The 17,519-nt window shown below is 53.2% G+C and carries 18 protein-coding genes and 2 pseudogenes; 11 read left to right on the forward strand and 9 right to left on the reverse strand.

Annotation, left to right across the window (positions count from 1 at the left end):
• The 3 genes and pseudogenes from INF73_RS16205 to INF73_RS22115 all read right to left on the reverse strand — a co-directional run.
• Nucleotides 1-758: hypothetical protein (locus INF73_RS16205; RefSeq protein WP_193547307.1), on the reverse strand; the 758-nt coding region annotated here is incomplete at its 3' end.
• Between the two features lie 154 nt (nucleotides 759-912).
• Nucleotides 913-1,584: an SOS response-associated peptidase gene (locus tag INF73_RS16210; protein ID WP_063944166.1), complete on the reverse strand. Its 672-nt coding sequence runs from the start codon at nucleotides 1,582-1,584 to the stop codon at nucleotides 913-915.
• 298 nt (nucleotides 1,585-1,882) lie between these two features.
• Nucleotides 1,883-2,056 (reverse strand): annotated as a pseudogene (locus INF73_RS22115) (site-specific integrase); the annotation flags it as partial.
• On the opposite strand from INF73_RS22115, the pseudogene INF73_RS22120 reads away from it, so the two are divergent.
• From INF73_RS22120 to INF73_RS22125, 6 genes and pseudogenes are all read left to right on the forward strand, one after another.
• A pseudogene (locus INF73_RS22120) lies at nucleotides 2,053-2,142 on the forward strand (ABC transporter); the annotation flags it as partial. The pseudogenes INF73_RS22115 and INF73_RS22120 sit on opposite strands and share 4 nt — an antisense overlap.
• Before the next feature lie 128 nt (nucleotides 2,143-2,270).
• Nucleotides 2,271-2,615: a DUF1294 domain-containing protein gene (locus tag INF73_RS16215; RefSeq protein ID WP_028013319.1), complete on the forward strand. Its 345-nt coding sequence runs from the start codon at nucleotides 2,271-2,273 to the stop codon at nucleotides 2,613-2,615.
• A 95-nt stretch (nucleotides 2,616-2,710) separates the two neighbouring features.
• Nucleotides 2,711-3,142, forward strand: a complete 432-nt coding sequence (locus tag INF73_RS16220; RefSeq protein WP_193542930.1) for a VOC family protein — start codon at nucleotides 2,711-2,713, stop codon at nucleotides 3,140-3,142.
• 61 nt (nucleotides 3,143-3,203) lie between these two features.
• Nucleotides 3,204-3,401, forward strand: coding sequence for a hypothetical protein (locus INF73_RS16225; RefSeq protein ID WP_028013317.1), 198 nt, complete (start codon nucleotides 3,204-3,206; stop codon nucleotides 3,399-3,401).
• Between the two features lie 3 nt (nucleotides 3,402-3,404).
• A complete protein-coding gene (locus INF73_RS16230; protein ID WP_041909734.1) occupies nucleotides 3,405-3,827 on the forward strand; it encodes a GFA family protein in 423 nt (140 codons plus the stop codon).
• A gap of 68 nt (nucleotides 3,828-3,895) precedes the next feature.
• Nucleotides 3,896-3,973: a hypothetical protein gene (locus INF73_RS22125; protein ID WP_223239581.1), complete on the forward strand. Its 78-nt coding sequence runs from the start codon at nucleotides 3,896-3,898 to the stop codon at nucleotides 3,971-3,973.
• A gap of 332 nt (nucleotides 3,974-4,305) precedes the next feature.
• Here the strand turns inward: INF73_RS22125 and ompC are convergent, their stop codons facing one another.
• Nucleotides 4,306-5,445, reverse strand: a complete 1,140-nt coding sequence (gene ompC, locus INF73_RS16235) for a porin OmpC (RefSeq protein ID WP_028013315.1) — start codon at nucleotides 5,443-5,445, stop codon at nucleotides 4,306-4,308.
• Between the two features lie 389 nt (nucleotides 5,446-5,834).
• A complete protein-coding gene (gene nifJ / locus INF73_RS16240; protein ID WP_193542429.1) occupies nucleotides 5,835-9,359 on the reverse strand; it encodes a pyruvate:ferredoxin (flavodoxin) oxidoreductase in 3,525 nt (1,174 codons plus the stop codon).
• A 271-nt stretch (nucleotides 9,360-9,630) separates the two neighbouring features.
• Between nifJ and INF73_RS16245 the strand changes: the two genes are divergently transcribed.
• The gene (locus INF73_RS16245; protein WP_028013313.1) at nucleotides 9,631-9,897 is read left to right on the forward strand and encodes a DUF333 domain-containing protein; all 267 of its coding nucleotides are present in this window, start codon (nucleotides 9,631-9,633) and stop codon (nucleotides 9,895-9,897) included.
• On the opposite strand, the gene hslJ is transcribed toward INF73_RS16245, so the two are convergent.
• The 4 genes from hslJ to INF73_RS16265 form a co-directional block, all read right to left on the reverse strand.
• Complete coding sequence (gene hslJ / locus INF73_RS16250; RefSeq protein ID WP_193051539.1) at nucleotides 9,898-10,335, reverse strand: heat shock protein HslJ; 438 nt, start codon at nucleotides 10,333-10,335, stop codon at nucleotides 9,898-9,900.
• Nucleotides 10,336-10,460: 125 nt separating this feature from the next.
• The gene (locus INF73_RS16255) at nucleotides 10,461-10,589 is read right to left on the reverse strand and encodes a DUF2474 domain-containing protein (protein WP_008501283.1); all 129 of its coding nucleotides are present in this window, start codon (nucleotides 10,587-10,589) and stop codon (nucleotides 10,461-10,463) included.
• Entirely contained in the window at nucleotides 10,589-11,599 is a 1,011-nt protein-coding gene (gene cydB / locus INF73_RS16260; RefSeq protein ID WP_193542427.1) for a cytochrome d ubiquinol oxidase subunit II, read from the reverse strand. The genes INF73_RS16255 and cydB overlap by 1 nt, the downstream gene beginning before the upstream one ends.
• A complete protein-coding gene (locus INF73_RS16265) occupies nucleotides 11,599-12,999 on the reverse strand; it encodes a cytochrome ubiquinol oxidase subunit I (RefSeq protein WP_047365011.1) in 1,401 nt (466 codons plus the stop codon). The genes cydB and INF73_RS16265 overlap by 1 nt, the downstream gene beginning before the upstream one ends.
• 393 nt (nucleotides 13,000-13,392) lie before the next feature.
• Here INF73_RS16265 and INF73_RS16270 point away from each other — a divergent pair, with 393 nt between their 5' ends.
• The 4 genes from INF73_RS16270 to INF73_RS16285 all read left to right on the forward strand — a co-directional run bounded on the left by INF73_RS16270 (nucleotide 13,393) and on the right by INF73_RS16285 (nucleotide 17,519).
• Nucleotides 13,393-13,581: a cold-shock protein gene (locus tag INF73_RS16270; RefSeq protein WP_193542426.1), complete on the forward strand. Its 189-nt coding sequence runs from the start codon at nucleotides 13,393-13,395 to the stop codon at nucleotides 13,579-13,581.
• A gap of 81 nt (nucleotides 13,582-13,662) precedes the next feature.
• A complete protein-coding gene (locus INF73_RS16275; protein WP_193542424.1) occupies nucleotides 13,663-15,072 on the forward strand; it encodes a PLP-dependent aminotransferase family protein in 1,410 nt (469 codons plus the stop codon).
• A gap of 270 nt (nucleotides 15,073-15,342) precedes the next feature.
• Nucleotides 15,343-16,488 carry a putative ABC transporter substrate-binding protein YdcS gene (gene ydcS, locus INF73_RS16280; protein ID WP_193542422.1) on the forward strand — a complete coding sequence of 382 codons (1,146 nt, stop codon included), beginning with the start codon at nucleotides 15,343-15,345 and terminating at the stop codon, nucleotides 16,486-16,488.
• A 17-nt stretch (nucleotides 16,489-16,505) separates the two neighbouring features.
• A complete protein-coding gene (locus tag INF73_RS16285) occupies nucleotides 16,506-17,519 on the forward strand; it encodes an ABC transporter ATP-binding protein (protein ID WP_193542420.1) in 1,014 nt (337 codons plus the stop codon).

Here is a 17,519-nt window from a genome sequence, read left to right on the forward strand (position 1 = left end):
GGGGTAGGGGTAGGGGTAGGAACCAAGTTTTCATATTTATCCAATGGGATAAAACTATTGTCTAACTTAGGTTGGACCGACTTCGGCATGCTGAAACATGCATTAATAATATGTGATGGCGGTTCTGAGGTTTCTAAAAGTTCTTTTATTTTCTTTACGGCTTCGGGTGAGTAATCGAGTCCATAGCCGGAAAAGTTTTCAGCTAATGAACTTACCCAAAGTGTAGAATAGTGAGGCAGCGTATGTGGGAGTACAGCGGATGGAGCTTTATTCATCAACTTCTCAACAAAAATTGTAGGCAGGCAAAAAGCTCCTAAAGTTTTATTTGTTACATTTACATCATATAAAAGCACATTGCTTGCACTTGTAAGTTTCTGAATTCTCTTTAGTTGCTTTGGTTTAATTGAATTAAACCCTATTGCATGAAATTTTTTGTCATAATATTGGCGTTTAGCTTCATAAAAAACAACACCTTCTAAATGGAGGTCGGATGTTAACATAACCTTTGCAAAAAGAGCTATGTCACCAAATTCAGTTTCATTTGTGCCTTTTAATTTAAATGAATCCCACACAACCCTCTGTGATTGCGCATTCCATTTAATGTCCTTGCCAATATTCAATAGTGCTAGTAACATTTGAGTTGTGATGTGGTTTTCACTCCAAGAATCCTGGTGTTGATTACGAAAAGCATGTAAAAGTTCTTTTTGAATGACATTGTGAGCATCCTCAGTCCACTTTTCTTTAGTAGTTTCTAACATTATTAATCCTTTTTTAATACACTAAGTCTAGAAAAACAAAATTTAGGTTATCATATATTAAATTGAAATAAAGTCGCCTTAAGCAAAAAAGACCAACTTTCTCTAAACATTCATTGTACGCGCAAAGGGGATGTGATGATTCTCTTTGGGCACCTCAACGGGGTACCTCGATTAACTCCGGGCCTTGATTTTTTACATTCCCCACGGCACGCGTCACGGCATGCCAGTTAAACTTGTCGGCTGGCACAGCACCGTCGGCGGCTATCACCTCAGCTTCTTTCCCGCCTATATCCTGGCGCATCCACTCCCGTGCAGCTTCAGGCGACAGAACCAGTGGCCGGCGGTCATGAATATCAACCAGACCTTTATCAGCTGCGGACGTCACGATGAGAAAACCTTCTGCTTCATCTCCACGCTCGAACGGCGTGCTGCCGATCGCCGCCATAAAGATGGGCTGACCGTCTGCCCGGTGAATGAAATATGGCTGCTTCTTGTCGCCTTCCTTCTTCCATTCGAACCATCCATCAGCAAAGCAGATTGCCCGGCCATGCTGCCACAACGGTTTAAACATTCTGCTGGTAGCCGCTGTCTCGACTCGCGCGTTTATCAATGGTGCTTTATCCCACCACCCGGGCGCGTAACCCCAGAAAACAGGATCAAGGTGCAGTTTCTCGTCGCGTTCGCTCAGCAGCAAAACCTTAGTGCCTGGTGCCACGTTGTACCGGCCGATAGGTTCAGGGTCGTATGCGATGTCGCGATCGGCTTCATCGGCCAGGTAAGCCAGATATTCTTCACGCGTTTGAGCTTGTGCAAAACGTCCACACATGGAAACCTCAAGCTAGATGTCAGACTGAAAGTATAGGACAGGGAGAAAAAGAGGTGCGCACTGGATAAAGTTAAGGGCAAATTTAGGGGCAAAACTGCGGAATAGGGGCAAAAAAAGGGCATCAAAAATGTAGTTCTGGGTAGCTTTAGGGAGGAGCTGCTATGCTATAACTACTTGAATAAATTGATAAAACAAATACTATCAATGAGTTGACTTAATCAGCGTAGCTTATTCAGGTTGTATTGTTCTTTCTTTGTATTTTGTTGATTTTCTTGCATTTATTACTACCTTCGGAGCCAGTAGCGGCGAAAGACGGGTTAGCGCCGGCAGATAATAGCCAGCAGGCAAAAGTATGCCGCGTATGGTACGGATTCCGGCGGCGAATGCCAGCACGTTTTACACTCTGCGCAATAGCTAATAAAGCGTAGTCGGCTTTCTGTTCGCCATCCGGGAGAGGGGGGACCAAAACAAACTGGCGTTATCGTTGAACGTGGAAGCCATAAGGTACTGCTTGCTCATGACGGCGCGTATGCGAAGCTTCACAAAATGCAATTCGGTGCGTCGAAGAGGTCATTCATTTTGAGGCCCGCATGCAAAAGCGGGCTGATAGCACCTGACCGGATACATGCGTAAGATAGCGTATAATGCTTTCCCGACATACGCCTACATATTCCGTGACTGACCCTATGACATTGAATCGCTTTTGTTTTGTTCTGCTGATCCTCGCTGCGATCGGCAGCTTTTTTTCCTCGTATCCTTTTGCCATGTGGTTTCTGCTGATTAATATGCTGACGATAGCGATTTATGGTGTCGACAAAACGGCGGCACGTAAAGCGATGCGCAGGATACCGGAAGTCACTTTACTGACGTTTGGTACTGTGGGAGGGTGGCCAGGCGCCATATTGGGCCAACAGCTCTTTCGCCATAAAACGCAGAAGCAGCCCTTCAAAACCTGGTTTTTGCTGAGCATCGTCGTGAATATTTCAGCCACGGCGGCGCTTTATCATTTCTGTCCCTTTATTCTTTTTTGAACATCATCAGGACCGCACAAATTCACCGTTGACCTCAAGTTAACTTGAACTTTTAAGATGGCTACGACATGTTGATACAGGAGTAACATCTTAAAATGAAAGACATTGATGTAGGATTCACTCATGTTGCGTTTATGGTCAGGGATCTGGAGAAGAGCCTTGCTTTCTATCGCCGATATGCCGGGATGGACGTCATCCATTCGCGTGAGCCCGATCTTCCAACTGCCCGTAAAGTGGCGTGGCTAACTGACCATACGCGTCCTTTTGCGCTGGTTCTGGTGCAGGCGGACACCGTGACCGATACGCCGCTGGGGCATTTTGGCCACCTTGGGATTGCCTGCGCCACGCGCGAAGAAATTGACAGAAAAACTGCGATGGCCGCTAAAGAAGGGGTGTTGAGGAAAGCGCCGGAAGATCTGGGTGACCCCGTCGGCTATTATGTATTTTTTTCCGATCCTGACGGTAATACCTTAGAGCTTTCATACGGCCAGCGTGTCGGAATAACAGCGATCCAGGCGAAAGAGTAAAACGCCTGAAAACGGTCTGAAAAATCCTGCTACGCTTGTTTGTTGTATCAGGAGCATGAGTATGAAGAACAAAGACGAACAAACAGGATTAGTGGGGCTGGCGATTGGGGCTGCCGTTATAGGGCTGGTTTCATCGCAAAAAACGATCGATCGTGACAGCATTGTCAACGAACTTGTCAGGCTGGGCAGGCAGAAAGGCGATGGTGTGGAAGATGAGGTATTTCTCAAAGCTGCCGAACTGGTAAGAAAAGGGGTATAGCCAATGGCTGACATTCGTCATGCACAGTGCCACTGTGGTGCGGTGGCTTTTACCGTCGAACTGACTGACGGCTTGAATACCGCGCGGCGCTGCAGCTGCTCTTTTTGCCGTATGCGGGGCGCGGTTGTGGTCTCTGCACCGCTGTCGGGTATCACCGTCACCAGAGGTGAGGATAAGCTGACGGAGTACCGGTTCAACACGGGGACGGCGCGGCATTTCTTCTGCTCGGTCTGCGGGATTTACACGTTCCATCAGCGTCGCTCTAACCCAAATGAATACGGCGTCAATGTGGCCTGTTTTAAAAATGTGTCGCCGTTTGATTTCCCAGAAGTGACGGTGATGGATGGCGTAAACCATCCGAGCGACGGCGAAAGCGGCGTTTTTGGCTATCTCTCGTTTCGCAAAAAAGAGACCAATCAAGATTAATTACCGCCTGGCCTTTTTTTTATCAGCCTGGCTATAGTGGGAAGTGGGTTTCTAAAACAGGAGAAATTATGCTCTGTGTAGAAAAAGACGATCCGCGTGAGGCCCCGGAATCAGGGGATAAAAAACCTCAACCCGTGAAAAAATAACGCTCGAAATGCGTATGACCGCCACCGGCATTGCTGGTGGCTTTTTTCTGGGAATCACTGTTAATGGTGATCCAGATGGTTTAGCAGCGTGCCGAGATGCCCGACAATATCTCGAAAATCAAAGATTAACGCCATCCACAAGCATGCTAAAAGTGTCAGAATGGTAACGGATATACGACCAAACAACGCAGGTATCCTTAATGAAGAGGGGGATATCGGCGCAGTCTAACCCGCTTTCTTTCAACTTATCCTCAACAATATCGCGATAAAGCGCTGTTGTGAGACAAACATCAAAAAAAGGAGAGCCCGCATGACGCTGCGGGCTCTGACCATCAGAACTGGTAAACCAGGCCTAATGCAACGACATCGTCGGTGCTGATACCGTTGTTTTTGTAGAAGCTGTCATCTTCATCCAGCAGGTTGATTTTATAATCAACGTAGGTAGACATGTTCTTGTTGAAATAGTAGGTCGCGCCTACGTCCGCATATTTAACCAGGTCCTGATCGCCCTGACCGTTGCCCAGGTCTTTCCCTTTAGACTGCAGGTAAGAAATGGCCGGACGCAGACCGAAATCGAACTGGTACTGTGCGGTCACTTCGAAGTTCTGAGTTTTGTTGGCAATACCGCCGCCTGATTTACTATCACCAGAACCGTACGGCGTCATATTACGGGTTTCAGAATACATCGCCGCCAGGTAGATATTATTTGCGTCATATTTGAGGCCAGCAGTCCAGGCATCCGCTTTATCACCACCCGCATATTGAGATGCAGCGCCAGTACCTGCGCTTACCTGGTCATTTGTACGGTCAGATGAGGCGTAGGCGGCACCGGCACTGAACCCCATGCCGAAATCATAGGTGGTTGAAATACCGAAGCCGTCACCATTCTCATAACGCATGTCGCGGCCGTTGTTGGTGCCTTCCTGATTGTTGCTGGCATCTTCATTGTTGCCCTGATACTGCAGCGCGAAGTTCAGACCCTGCACCAGACCATAGAAGTCAGTGTTGCGGTAGGTTGCCACGCCGTTGGCGCGGCCGGTCATAAAGTTATCCGCATAGGTGTAAGAGTCGCCACCGAACTCAGGCAGCATATCGGTCCAGCCTTCCACGTCGTACAGCACGCCATAGTTACGACCATAATCGAAGGAACCGTAGTCACCCACTTTGACACCCGCGAAGGCCAGACGCGTCCAGGACTGATTATCAGATCCTTCGGTGTTATTCGCCTGAATGTTATATTCCCACTGCGCGTAGCCGGTCATCATGTCGTTAATCTGCGTTTCACCTTTGAAACCCAGACGCATGTAGGTTTGATCGCCGTCTTTAGAGGCATCGTCGGAGAAATAGTGCAGACCATCAACTTTTCCGTACAGATCTAATTTGTTGCCGTCTTTATTATAAATTTCTGCCGCATGCGCGGCGCCAGCCATTAACAGAGCTGGAATCATCAGAGCCAGTACTTTTCTTTGCATCGTGATATTCCTTTGCAGTTGTTTTTATTTGATTACCTGTTGAACTTTCTGAAACCGAAAGTTGTCCCATGCTAAATCACTCCTGCGAAAGAGTAATAAAATATAATTGTTACTAATTGAGTAAAATCTCAAAAGAATAAATCCGCGGAAATGATCATTGTTGTGGTGAATGATTGAAAATGATTCATATTAAATAAAAATTATTAATTGGTGATTAAATCAGGTAATCTCTGCGGCGTTATATGCCTTTAAGATTATTTATCCATAATTATCGTGAATGTCATTTGGGAAACTAAAGAGAGATTCATTAATTATCTGGATTAGCCCGGTGTGAAGACATCGGGCTTTTTTTATGGCAAAAAAATGCCCGGACAAGCCGGGCAGTGGAGTTAGTCGCTGGTTGATTTTTCGGCTTTACCCGCCATTTGTGCCAGGAAGTCATACCGTTTTTGCAGATCTTCGGCGGCGTCTTTCCAGAGCTGTTCTGCCACCTCAGGCTGTTGCGCATTCAGACGGCGGAAGCGCTGTTCCTGCATCAGCGTCTCTGCCAGGGCATCTGACGGCGGACGTGAATCTAGCGCCAGCGGTAATTTGCCCTCGTCCGCACGGCGCGGATCGAACCGGTAGAGCGGCCAGAAGCCGGTGGCCGTCAGCTGACGCATCTGATCGTGGCTTAGGGCCAGGTCGTAGCCATGCTCTTCGCACGGGCTGTAGGCAATGATCAGCGACGGCCCCGGATACGCTTCAGCCTCCTGAATGGCTTTCACCGTCTGGTTAAGCTGCGCCCCCAGCGAGATTTGCGCGACGTAAACGTGGCCGTACATCATCATGCTCACGCCGAGATCCTTACGTGCCTTGCGTTTACCGTGTTCACCAAATTTCGTGACGGCGCCCAGCGGCGTGGCTTTCGATGCCTGCCCACCGGTATTGGAATAACATTGCGTATCCAGAACCAGAATGTTGACGTTTTCGGTCAGGCTTAATACATGATCCAGCCCGCCAAAGCCGATGTCGTAAGCCCAGCCGTCACCGCCAATCAGCCAGATCGATTTTTCGACCAGCGCGTCCGCGTCGGTCAGAAGCTGTTCAGCGCCGTCAATTCCCTTGAGTGCGCTGCGAAGTGCAGCTACCTGCTCGCGACGAATCTCTGGCGTGGCTTCTGCGTGTAGCGCCGCGTTAAGTTCAGCCGGGATCTTATCGGCAAATTGTTCAAGCAGGCGCATCACACGCGCGCGGTGCTGGTCAACGGTGAGTCGGAAGCCCAGGCCAAATTCGGCGTTATCCTCGAATAACGAGTTTGCCCATGCCGGACCGCGCCCATTCGCATCGGTGGTGTACGGCGTGGAGGGCAGGTTACCGCCATAGATAGACGAGCAGCCGGTGGCGTTGGCAATCAGCATCCTGTCACCGTACAGCTGGGTAAGCAGCTTAATGTACGGCGTTTCACCGCAGCCGGAGCATGCGCCGGAGTACTCGAACAGCGGCGTGATCAGCTGCGAGGTACGAATATCAATGCGTTCCAGCTTGCTGCGATCGATTTCCGGCAGGTTCAGGAAGAAATCATAATTCACTTTTTCTTCTTCAACGTGTTCAAGGCGCGACATCATATTGATGGCTTTGATGTCCGGGTTCTGCCTGTCCTTCGCCGGGCAGACCTCAACGCACAGGTTACACCCGGTGCAGTCTTCCGGTGCGACCTGCAGAACGTATTTCTGGCCGCGCATGTCGCGGGATTTTACATCCAGAGAGTGCAGGCTGGCCGGGGCCTCTTCCATTGCTTCCGGTGACACCACTTTGGCGCGAATGGCCGAGTGCGGGCAGGCCGCGACGCAGTGGTTACACTGGGTACAGAGTTCTTCTTTCCAGATGGGGATCGCTTCGGCGATGTTGCGTTTTTCCCAGCGGGTGGTGCCCATCGGCCAGGTTCCGTCCGGCGGCAGCGCAGAGACGGGCAGGGCGTCACCCAGCCCGGCCAGCATGGCGGCCGTGACGGTCTTCACGAAATCAGGTGCGGCATCCGAGACCACCGGAGGGCGATTCGGGCTGGCGTCATTGACCGGCTGCAGCGGCACCTCGAACAGGGACTCGCGCGCCAGCGCCAGCGCCTGCCAGTTTCGCTCTACCAGCTCCGGCCCCTTGCTGCTGTAGCTTTTGCCGATGGCGCCCTGAAGTTCCACCAGCGCGCTGTCGCCCGGCAGGATATTGGTCAGATGGAAGAAGGCCATTTGCATGACGGTATTAATACGCGCGGCCAGGCCACATTCGCGGGCAATTTTCGCCGCGTTAACCACATAGAATCGGGCTTTTTTCTGATTCAGCACCGTCTGTACTTCCTGCGGCAGGCGTGCCCAGACCTCATCCGCATTGTATGGCGTATTGAGGAGGAAAATACCGCCGGGCTTCAGGCGCTCAGCCATCTGGTACTTGTCGATAAACTGCAGCTGATGGCAGCCAACAAAGTCGGCCTGAGAAATAAGGTAGGCCGAGCGGATGGGCTGCTCGCTGACGCGCAGGTGAGAAACGGTCAGACCGCCGGCTTTTTTGGAGTCGTAGACGAAGTAACCCTGAGCGTACCACGGGGTTGAATTGCCGATGATCTTGATGTTGTTTTTGGTGGCCGAGACGCTGCCGTCGCTGCCCAGGCCGTAGAACAGCGCTTCAAGTTTGGCCGTCGCAGGCAGGGTATTTTCCGGTAAAGGCAGGGAAAGATTCGTTACGTCATCATAAATACCGACCGTGAAACGCGGCTTGGGTTTCGCTTCCCTTAGCTCGTTAAACACGGCCAGCACGCAGTCCGGGCCAAACTCTTTGGAAGACAGGCCATAGCGACCGCCGATAACGCGCGGTAGCGTTTCACGTTCGCCGTTATTAAAGGCTTCAGCGAGAGCGGTCATCACGTCAAGATACAGCGGTTCCGCGTGTGCGCCCGGCTCTTTGGTTCGATCGAGCACCGCCACGGTACGCGAGCTTTCCGGCAGGGCAGAGAGCAGATGTTTAGCCGAGAACGGGCGGTAAAGACGCACTTTAAGCACGCCGACCTTTTCGCCGCGGGTCAGCAGCTCGTCAACGACTTCTTCACAGGTGCCGATAGCAGATCCCATCAGCACAATCACGCGCTCGGCCTGCGGATGGCCGTAGTATTCGAACGGCTTGTACTCGCGTCCGGTTGCGGCGGCAAAGTCATTCATTGCCTGCTCGACGTGGTCATAAACCGCGTTGTACCACGGGTTTGTGGCCTCGCGTGACTGGAAATAAGTATCCGGGTTTGCCGATGTCCCGCGAATTACCGGATGTTCCGGGTTAAGGGCGCGGGCGCGATGCGCGTCGATTTCCGCCTGTGGCAGCAGATCCAGGATAGTCTCGTCAGCCAGCGGGACGATTTTGTTGATTTCGTGAGAGGTGCGGAAACCATCAAAGAAGTGAATAAACGGCACGCGACTTTTGAGCGTGGCGATATGCGAAATTAAGGCAAAGTCCTGCGCTTCCTGAACGCTGCTGGCACACAGCATCGCGCATCCGGTCTGGCGCACGGCCATCACGTCCGAGTGATCGCCAAAAATTGAGAGTGCGTGGGTGGCCACGGTACGCGCCGCGACGTGCAGGACGAAGGGGGTCAGTTGTCCCGCGAGTTTGTACAGCGTTGGGATCATCAACAGCAATCCCTGAGAGGAGGTGAACGACGTGGAAAGCGCGCCAGTCTGCAGCGCACCGTGGACCGTAGCAATCGCACCCGCTTCAGACTGCATTTCAACCACTCTCGGGACATCTCCCCAGACGTTTTTTAACCCGTTTCCCGCCCAGGCATCCGCCTGCTCGGCCATAGTTGAACTTGGCGTGATCGGATAAATGGCGATAACTTCACTGGTGCGAAACGCGACTGAGGCAACTGCACCATTACCGTCAATAGTTTGCATAAGACGACACCCTTACATTGCGCAAAAAATAGGGGACTGTCATAAGGCGACAAACCCTGAATATTATCTGTGTAGTCTAGCAAACAGGGGGGTTTACGATTTTCGCTTTTGTGTCCTCGGTATTCCCACCATCAATGGTTAGATCAAACTTAGGGCGAAAAAATTGCGAGAAATTGTTTCAGCGGCGCATAAATACGCACTTCCACTCTCGACGACACGGGATGTGATGCCTATTATGCTTAGGTTTCGCACTAATTACGGGGAAGAGAGCATGCGTTCAGCATTTTGGGTAGGGTGTGCCGCGTTATTGTTGTCGGCATGTAGCAGTGAACCTGTGCAGCAGGCCACGGCGGCCCATGTGGCGCCGGGAATGAAAGCGGCAATGTCCAGTTCAGGCCAGGCCAACTGCGCCATGATTGGCGGCTCGCTGTCTGTTGCCCGCCAGCTTGATGGTTCGGCTATTGGGATGTGCGCCTTGCCAAACGGCAAACGCTGCAGTGAACAGTCGCTTGCCGTTGGAAGCTGCGGTAGCTACTGATTATTCTGCTCGCTTAAACATCAGCGTCTTATCGGCCGTCGCCAGCGTCAGCTGGTCTTCAGTCAGGTCGACCTGCGCCCCTTTGCGCAGCATGTCGCCGATGGCCTGATCCAGCTCGTTAAGCTGTGGTTCGGTACAAAGTTTGCGGGTCATCGCCAGCGTTTTCACTTTCAGCTCACCTTCGGACAGCTTTCCCTGCCCGTTGAAGCGGTTACACATCTGGCCCGAAACGCTAATGTTATCAATGAGGCTAATGTCGGGAAGCGCGTTAAAAGCGATCTCAGGCTGCGTTGTAATGCCCTTCACGGATTTGCCGTCCACGTTTTCCAGAACAAAACGGTGGCTCTTCAGCTGATCCGGCTGAACGGATGCTTTGCCCGGATTAACGCAGCCGCTGAGGACAAGGCTGATAACACTTAACGCGATGAGCTTTTTCATTTTCTTCTCAAATAATAAATTCTGTGAATCTTTTACCAGTGTAACAATACTCTGCGGTGCGTTAATGGGGTTTATCTGAAAGTGCGGGGTGGTGCCGGGCAGCGCAGGGCTGCCCGGAATGAAGTTTAATGCGATTTAAACCCGGCAGCCGTCATCAGCATGCGAAAGAGCATGCTGACTGCTGCCAGCGCAAGAACGCTGCCGCCCCAGATAATGGCCAGCCACAGCAATCTTTTCCAGACAGGTTGTTGCATCAGTGATAACCCTCCCCAGGCTGAACTTTGCCGCGAAATACGTAGTAGCTCCAGAAGGTGTAGACCAGAATAACGGGAATGATCAACAGCGCGCCCACCAGCATAAAGCCCTGGCTTTGCGTCGGCGCGGCGGCCTGCCACAGGGTGATCGACGGCGGTATGATATGCGGCCAGATGCTGATACCAAGCCCGCTAAAGCCGAGAAATATTAGCCCCAGCGTCAGAATAAACGGCCGAGCATGGCTGTCAGGATTACTCAGGCAGCGCCACTGGTAGAAGCTAAACATGACGACCAGGGCAGGGACTGGCAGCAGATAAAACAGATTCGGCAGCGTAAACCAGCGCGCCGCGATGGCCGGGTGCGCCAGCGGCGTCCAGAGGCTGATCGCTGCGATAAACGCCAGCAGCACGATTAACAGCGTTTTCGACACCTCACGCATCCGCTGCTGCAGCGCATTTTCGCTTTTCATCACCAGCCAGGTTGAGCCTAACAGCGCGTAGGCCACCACCAGACCCGCGCCGCAGAACAGGTTAAACGCGGTAAACCAGTCAAACGGTCCACCGGTATACGTTCTGCCAGCGACGCTAAAGCCGTTAATGACGGCGCCTACCGTCACGCCCTGGGTAAAGGTCGCCAGAACGGAACCGCCAATAAACGCCTTATCCCAGAAAGGACGGTGGGCCGGGGTGGCTTTAAAGCGAAATTCAAACGCCACGCCGCGGAATATAAGTCCGATCAGCATTAACGTCAGCGGAATGGTCAGAGCATCAATAATCACCGCATAGGCCAGTGGGAATGCACCGAACAGGGCGGCACCACCCAGCACCAACCAGGTCTCATTGCCGTCCCAGACCGGTGCGACGCTGTTGACCATCACGTCGCGATCGTCGGCGTTTTGTGTTGCCGGGAACAGAATACCGATTCCCAGATCAAACCCGTCCATGACGATATACATCAGCGTGGCAAAGACGATGATGACAAACCAGATAATGGAAAGATCGATACCCATTATGGCTGCTCCTTATGTTCAGCTGTGACGGCAGAAAGCGGGCGCGCCGGGCGTCCATCGGACTCGGTGGCGAACGATTCATGCGGCTGCGGGCCTTTTCGGATGAGGCGCACCATATAGCTGTAGCCCACGCCGAATACCGAGGTATAGACGACGAAGAAGGCCAGCAGGCTCACGCTCATATGCAGGTCACCATGGGCTGAAACCGCATCCTTCGTTCGCTGGAGTCCGTAGACCACCCACGGCTGGCGGCCGACTTCGGTGGTGACCCATCCGGCCAGAATGGCAATCAGCCCGGATGGCCCCATCAGCAGCGCAAACCACAGGAACGGACGCGAAGAATAAACCCGCTTTTTATAACGCAGCCAAAGCGCCACTACTCCAAGCAGCAGCATCAGCATCCCTAAACCCGCCATAATGCGGAACGACCAGAAGACGATGGTGGAATTAGGACGGTCTTCCTTTGGAAACTCTTTTAGCGCAGGGACCTGTTTATCCAGGCTGTGCGTCAGTATGAGGCTACCCAGAGCCGGGATCGCCACTCCAAAGCGGGTGCGTTCCTGCTCCATGTCAGGCCAGCCAAACAGCAGCAGTGGGGTAGGCTCGCCCGGCGGATTTTCCCAATGGCCTTCAATAGCGGCAATCTTGGCCGGCTGATGCTTTAAGGTGTTCAACCCGTGCATATCGCCAACCAGGGCCTGGATGGGGGCAACAATCAGCGTCATCCACAGCGCCATCGAAAACATCGCCCGAATGGCAGGGGTATTATTCCCGCGCAGCAGATGCCATGCCGCGGATGCACCGACAAACAGGGCGCTACTCAGGAATGCCGCAATCGACATATGCAGCAGGCGGTAGGGGAAGGAGGGGTTAAATACCACGGCGAACCAGTCCACCGGTACCACCTGTCCGTTGACGATCTCGTAGCCTTGCGGGGTCTGCATCCAGCTGTTCGAGGAGAGGATCCAGAAGGTTGAGATAATGGTGCCCAGCGCCACCATGCAGGTGGAGAAGAAGTGCAGCCCTGGCCCCACTTTATTCCAGCCGAACAGCATCACGCCGAGGAACCCGGCTTCGAGGAAGAAGGCGGTAAGCACTTCATAGGTCAGCAGCGGGCCGGTAATGCTGCCTGCAAACTGCGAAAAGCCGCTCCAGTTGGTGCCAAACTGGTAGGCCATCACCAGCCCGGAGACCACGCCCATGCCAAAGTTGACGGCAAAAATCTTCGACCAGAAATGGTACAGCGAGCGCCAGACAGGATTTTTTGTTTTCAGCCACAGCCCTTCGAGCACGGCCAGATAGCTGGCCAGGCCGATAGTGATGGCCGGGAAAATAATGTGAAAGGATACGGTAAAGGCAAACTGTATCCGCGCAAGGTGAAAAGCATCTAAACCAAACATGCACAGCCTCAATGTCAAACGGTGTACTGTTATGCTATAGGGGCAACGTTCGGACTTTCAGACGCAGAAAAGTGATTTTTAACCATAACAGTTGGCATAAAACGCATGCTTTAGCTATCAGATATACCTCGCCAACGAGGAATAAAAACACTATTTTTATGAATTTTAGGCATTAAACCGCTTGCTTTGTCGTCATCGCCGTGCGTTAATGGTCTTCTGGTTTTGAGTCCAAAAAAATATCTGACGTAGTTTCATAAAGCAGTTCTCATCACGTTGTGCCTCTCCGCAGCCTCTCTTGGGTCTTTATCTACATTCCGATTAGTTTTGTTTAAAACCATTATTGCCTGATCGGCTCATGAGTAATTTACGTTTTTACGTTCACAGGAGAATTCTATGACTTCTTATATCCATTTCCGCTGCCCATGCTGTCATAGCTCGCAGTACCGTACCTCAGTCTTTGATGTATCTGAGAAAAACCCGCTCGGTGCGAAATGCATCTTTTGCAAATCGTCAATGATCACGCTCGATCACCTGGCCGCTGCGCGTCAGGCGCAAAGCCACGTTACCGAGTACCGTAAGTAATTTTTACTTAAACTATAACAGTTAGCAAAATCTTCTCTTTTTCTCCTGCTGATATACACTGTCGGCAATAAGGAGAATCTGATGAAAAAATACCAGCGTCTGGCGCAACAAATTATCTCGCAGATTGAGCTTGGCGTTTGGCTGCCAGGCGATAAGCTGCCTTCCCTGCGAGAGCAGGTGGCAAGCAGCGGCATGAGCTTTATGACCGTTGGCCACGCGTATCAGATGCTGGAAAGTCAGGGGCGCATTGTCGCCAGGCCGCAGTCGGGCTATTACGTTGCCTCGCGCCCGACCGCACAACAGCCTGCGCCGCCTGCCCAGGTAATGCGTGATGAAGCGGTAGATATCAACACCTATATCTTCGAGGTCTTACAGGCCAGCCGCGATCCGTCCGTTGTTCCTTTCGCCTCCGCGTTTCCCGACCCCCGGCTTTTTCCGCTTCATCAGCTCAACCGCTCGCTGGCAAACGTCAGTAAAACCGCTACCGCAATGAGTGTGATTGAGAACCTGCCGCCCGGTAACGCTGAACTCCGTCACGCCATTGCGCGCCGTTATGCGCAGCAGGGGATGAACATCTCGCCGGACGAGATCGTCATTACCGCAGGCGCCCTTGAGGCCCTCAACCTGAGTTTGCAGGCGGTGACGGAGCCAGGAGACTGGGTGATTGTTGAAAACCCGTGTTTTTACGGCGCGCTGCAGGCGCTGGAGCGTCTGAAGCTAAAAGCGCTGTCGGTCGCCACAGACGTCCGGGAGGGTATCGATCTGAATGCGCTGGAGCAGGCGCTGAACGACTACCCCGTAAAAGCCTGCTGGCTCATGACCAACGGCCAAAACCCGCTTGGCTTTACGCTGAGTGCGGAAAAAAAAGCGCGTCTGGTCGCGCTCCTGACGGAACACAACGTCACTTTGATCGAGGACGATGTCTACAGCGAGCTCTATTTTGGTCGCGAAAAACCGCTTCCGGCCAAAGCCTGGGATCGGGTAGATATGACGCTTCACTGCTCTTCCTTTTCAAAATGCCTGGTGGCGGGGTTTCGCATCGGCTGGGTGGCGGCAGGAAAACACGCGCGCCGCATTCAGCAGCTGCAGCTGATGAGCACGCTTTCAACCAGTTCCCCCATGCAGCTGGCGCTGGTGGACTACCTGGCGACAAAACGCTACGACGCCCATCTGCGCCGCCTGCGACGAACCCTCGCCGAGCGAAAACAACAGGCGTGGCAGTCGCTTCTGCGCCATATGCCCGCTGGCGTCAAAATCCATCACAGCGAAAGCGGCTACTTTTTATGGCTGGAGCTGCCTGCGCAGCTGGACGCGGGGCTGCTGAGCGAAAAGGCCTTAACGCACCATATCAGCATTGCGCCAGGAAAGATGTTTTCCACCTCTGACGCGTGGACGCCGTTCTTCCGGTTTAATACGTCCTGGGCGTGGGGCGAGCGGGAAGAGCAGGCGGTCATTCAGTTAGGTAAATTAATTAGCACAATGATGGAATAACTTTTCCCCTTTATTTAAATAATCATTTCTTATCCTGACGACGGCACGGCAAATATTTTGCGGTGCCGTATCATATGAAATCTGCATACCGGCTTTCGCGGCTAACTCCTTGTCTATAATCCAGTTAGCGGGGAATGCGTCCTCGGTCACACCTTGATGAAATTTCCTTAAGCCGAACGGTGCGGCGCATTTGCGCGGTCTACGTTTAATAAGGGAGATATTTTTACGGCACGGCTGCCGCTAAATTTCATTGCGACAGGAGTAACTCTTATGAGCAAAAAATTTGCCCGCAGCAGCCTGTGCGCGCTCGGCATGACTATCATGACCGCGCAAGCCGCAGAACCACCAAAGGCCATTGGCGACGGTGAAGGCCGACTGGATATTATCGCCTGGCCGGGGTACATCGAACGCGGACAGACGGATAAAAATTATGACTGGGTTACCCAGTTTGAAAAAGAGACCGGCTGCGCGGTCAACGTTAAAACGGCGGCCACGTCCGATGAAATGGTCAGCCTGATGGCGAAGGGAGGTTACGACCTTGTCACCGCGTCAGGTGATGCCTCGCTCCGCCTGATTATGGGAAAACGCGTTCAGCCGATTAACCCGGAACTGATCCCCAACTGGAAAACCCTTGACCCGCGCATCGTGAAGGGGGAGTGGTTTAACGTGGGCGGCAAGGTCTACGGCACGCCGTACCAGTGGGGGCCAAACCTGCTGATGTACAACACCAAAACCTTCCCGACGCCGCCGGACAGCTGGAGCGTGGTCTTTACGAAGCAGAATCTGCCGGACGGCAAAACCAATCAGGGACGCGTGCAGGCATACGACGGCCCGATTTATATCGCCGATGCGGCGCTGTTCGTCAAAGCCACGCAGCCGCAGCTGGGTATTAGCGACCCGTATCAGCTCACTGAAGAACAGTATGCCGCCGTGCTCAAGGTACTTCGCGACCAGCATGCCCTGATCCACCGCTACTGGCATGACACCACCGTCCAGATGAGCGACTTCAAAAATGAAGGCGTCGTGGCCTCCAGCGCCTGGCCGTATCAGGCGAATGCCCTGAAGGGCGAGAACCAGCCCGTTGCCACCGTCTTCCCGAAAGAGGGGGTGACCGGCTGGGCGGATACCACCATGCTGCATGCGCAGGCAAAACACCCGATGTGCGCCTACAAGTGGATGAACTGGTCGCTCACGCCGAAAGTGCAGGGCGATCTGGCGGCATGGTTTGGCTCGCTGCCCGTCGTGCCTGAAGGGTGTAAGGCCAGCACGCTGCTGGGTGACAAGGGCTGTGAAACCAACGGCTATAACTATTTTGACAAAATCATGTTCTGGAAAACCCCCATCGCAGAAGGCGGAAAATATGTGCCTTACAGCCGCTGGACGCAGGATTACATCGCCATCATGGGTGGTCGTTAATCATCCGGGAGCAGAACATGACGTACGCGGTAGAGTTTAATGACGTTTCCCGTCTGTACGGTGACGTGCGGGCGGTGGATGGGGTCACCATTGCCGTTCGTGACGGAGAATTCTTCTCCATGCTGGGGCCTTCGGGCTCCGGCAAAACCACCTGCCTGCGTCTGATTGCCGGCTTTGAGCAGCTGTCAGGCGGCACGATATCTATCTTTGGCAAAGAGGCGAGCGCGCTGCCGCCGTGGGAGCGGGACGTGAACACCGTCTTTCAGGATTACGCGCTGTTCCCGCATATGTCGATCCTCGATAACGTCGCCTACGGGCTGATGGTGAAAGGCGTCGACAAGAAAAAACGCTATGCGCAGGCTCGCGACGCGCTGGAAAAAGTGGGCTTAAGCTTTGCCGTCGCCCGCAAGCCTTCGGAGCTTTCCGGAGGCCAGCGCCAGCGTGTGGCCATCGCGCGGGCGCTGGTGAATGAACCGCGCGTCCTGCTGCTCGACGAGCCGTTAGGCGCGCTCGATCTCAAGCTGCGGGAACAGATGCAGTTCGAGCTGAAGAAACTTCAGCAGGAACTCGGCATCACCTTTATTTTCGTCACCCACGATCAGGGTGAAGCCCTCTCCATGTCGGACCGGGTGGCGGTGTTCAATAATGGGCGCATCGAGCAGGTCGATACCCCGCGCGATCTCTACATGCGCCCGCGCACGCCGTTTGTCGCCGGTTTTGTCGGCACCTCTAACGTCTTCGATGCAGGCCTGGCACATAAAATCTGCGGCATGGAGGGCAGCTATTCCCTGCGTCCGGAACATATCCGCCTGAATGAGGGGGGTGAGGTTCAGGTGCAGGGCGTCGTCCAGGCCGTTCAGTATCAGGGGGCTGCCACGCGCCTTGAGCTCAGGCTCGCCGACGGTGCCAAACTGCTGGTGAGCCAGGCCAATCTTAGCGATTTCTCGCCGCTAAGCGGCATTGCGCCGGGGCAGGCCGTCACGGCGTCGTGGTCGCGCGAGGCGATGATTCGCCTGCAGGAGGAGAGGTGA

It is taken from the genome of Enterobacter cloacae complex sp. P6RS, from assembly GCF_014982245.1.
GTDB lineage: Bacteria > Pseudomonadota > Gammaproteobacteria > Enterobacterales > Enterobacteriaceae > Enterobacter > Enterobacter bugandensis.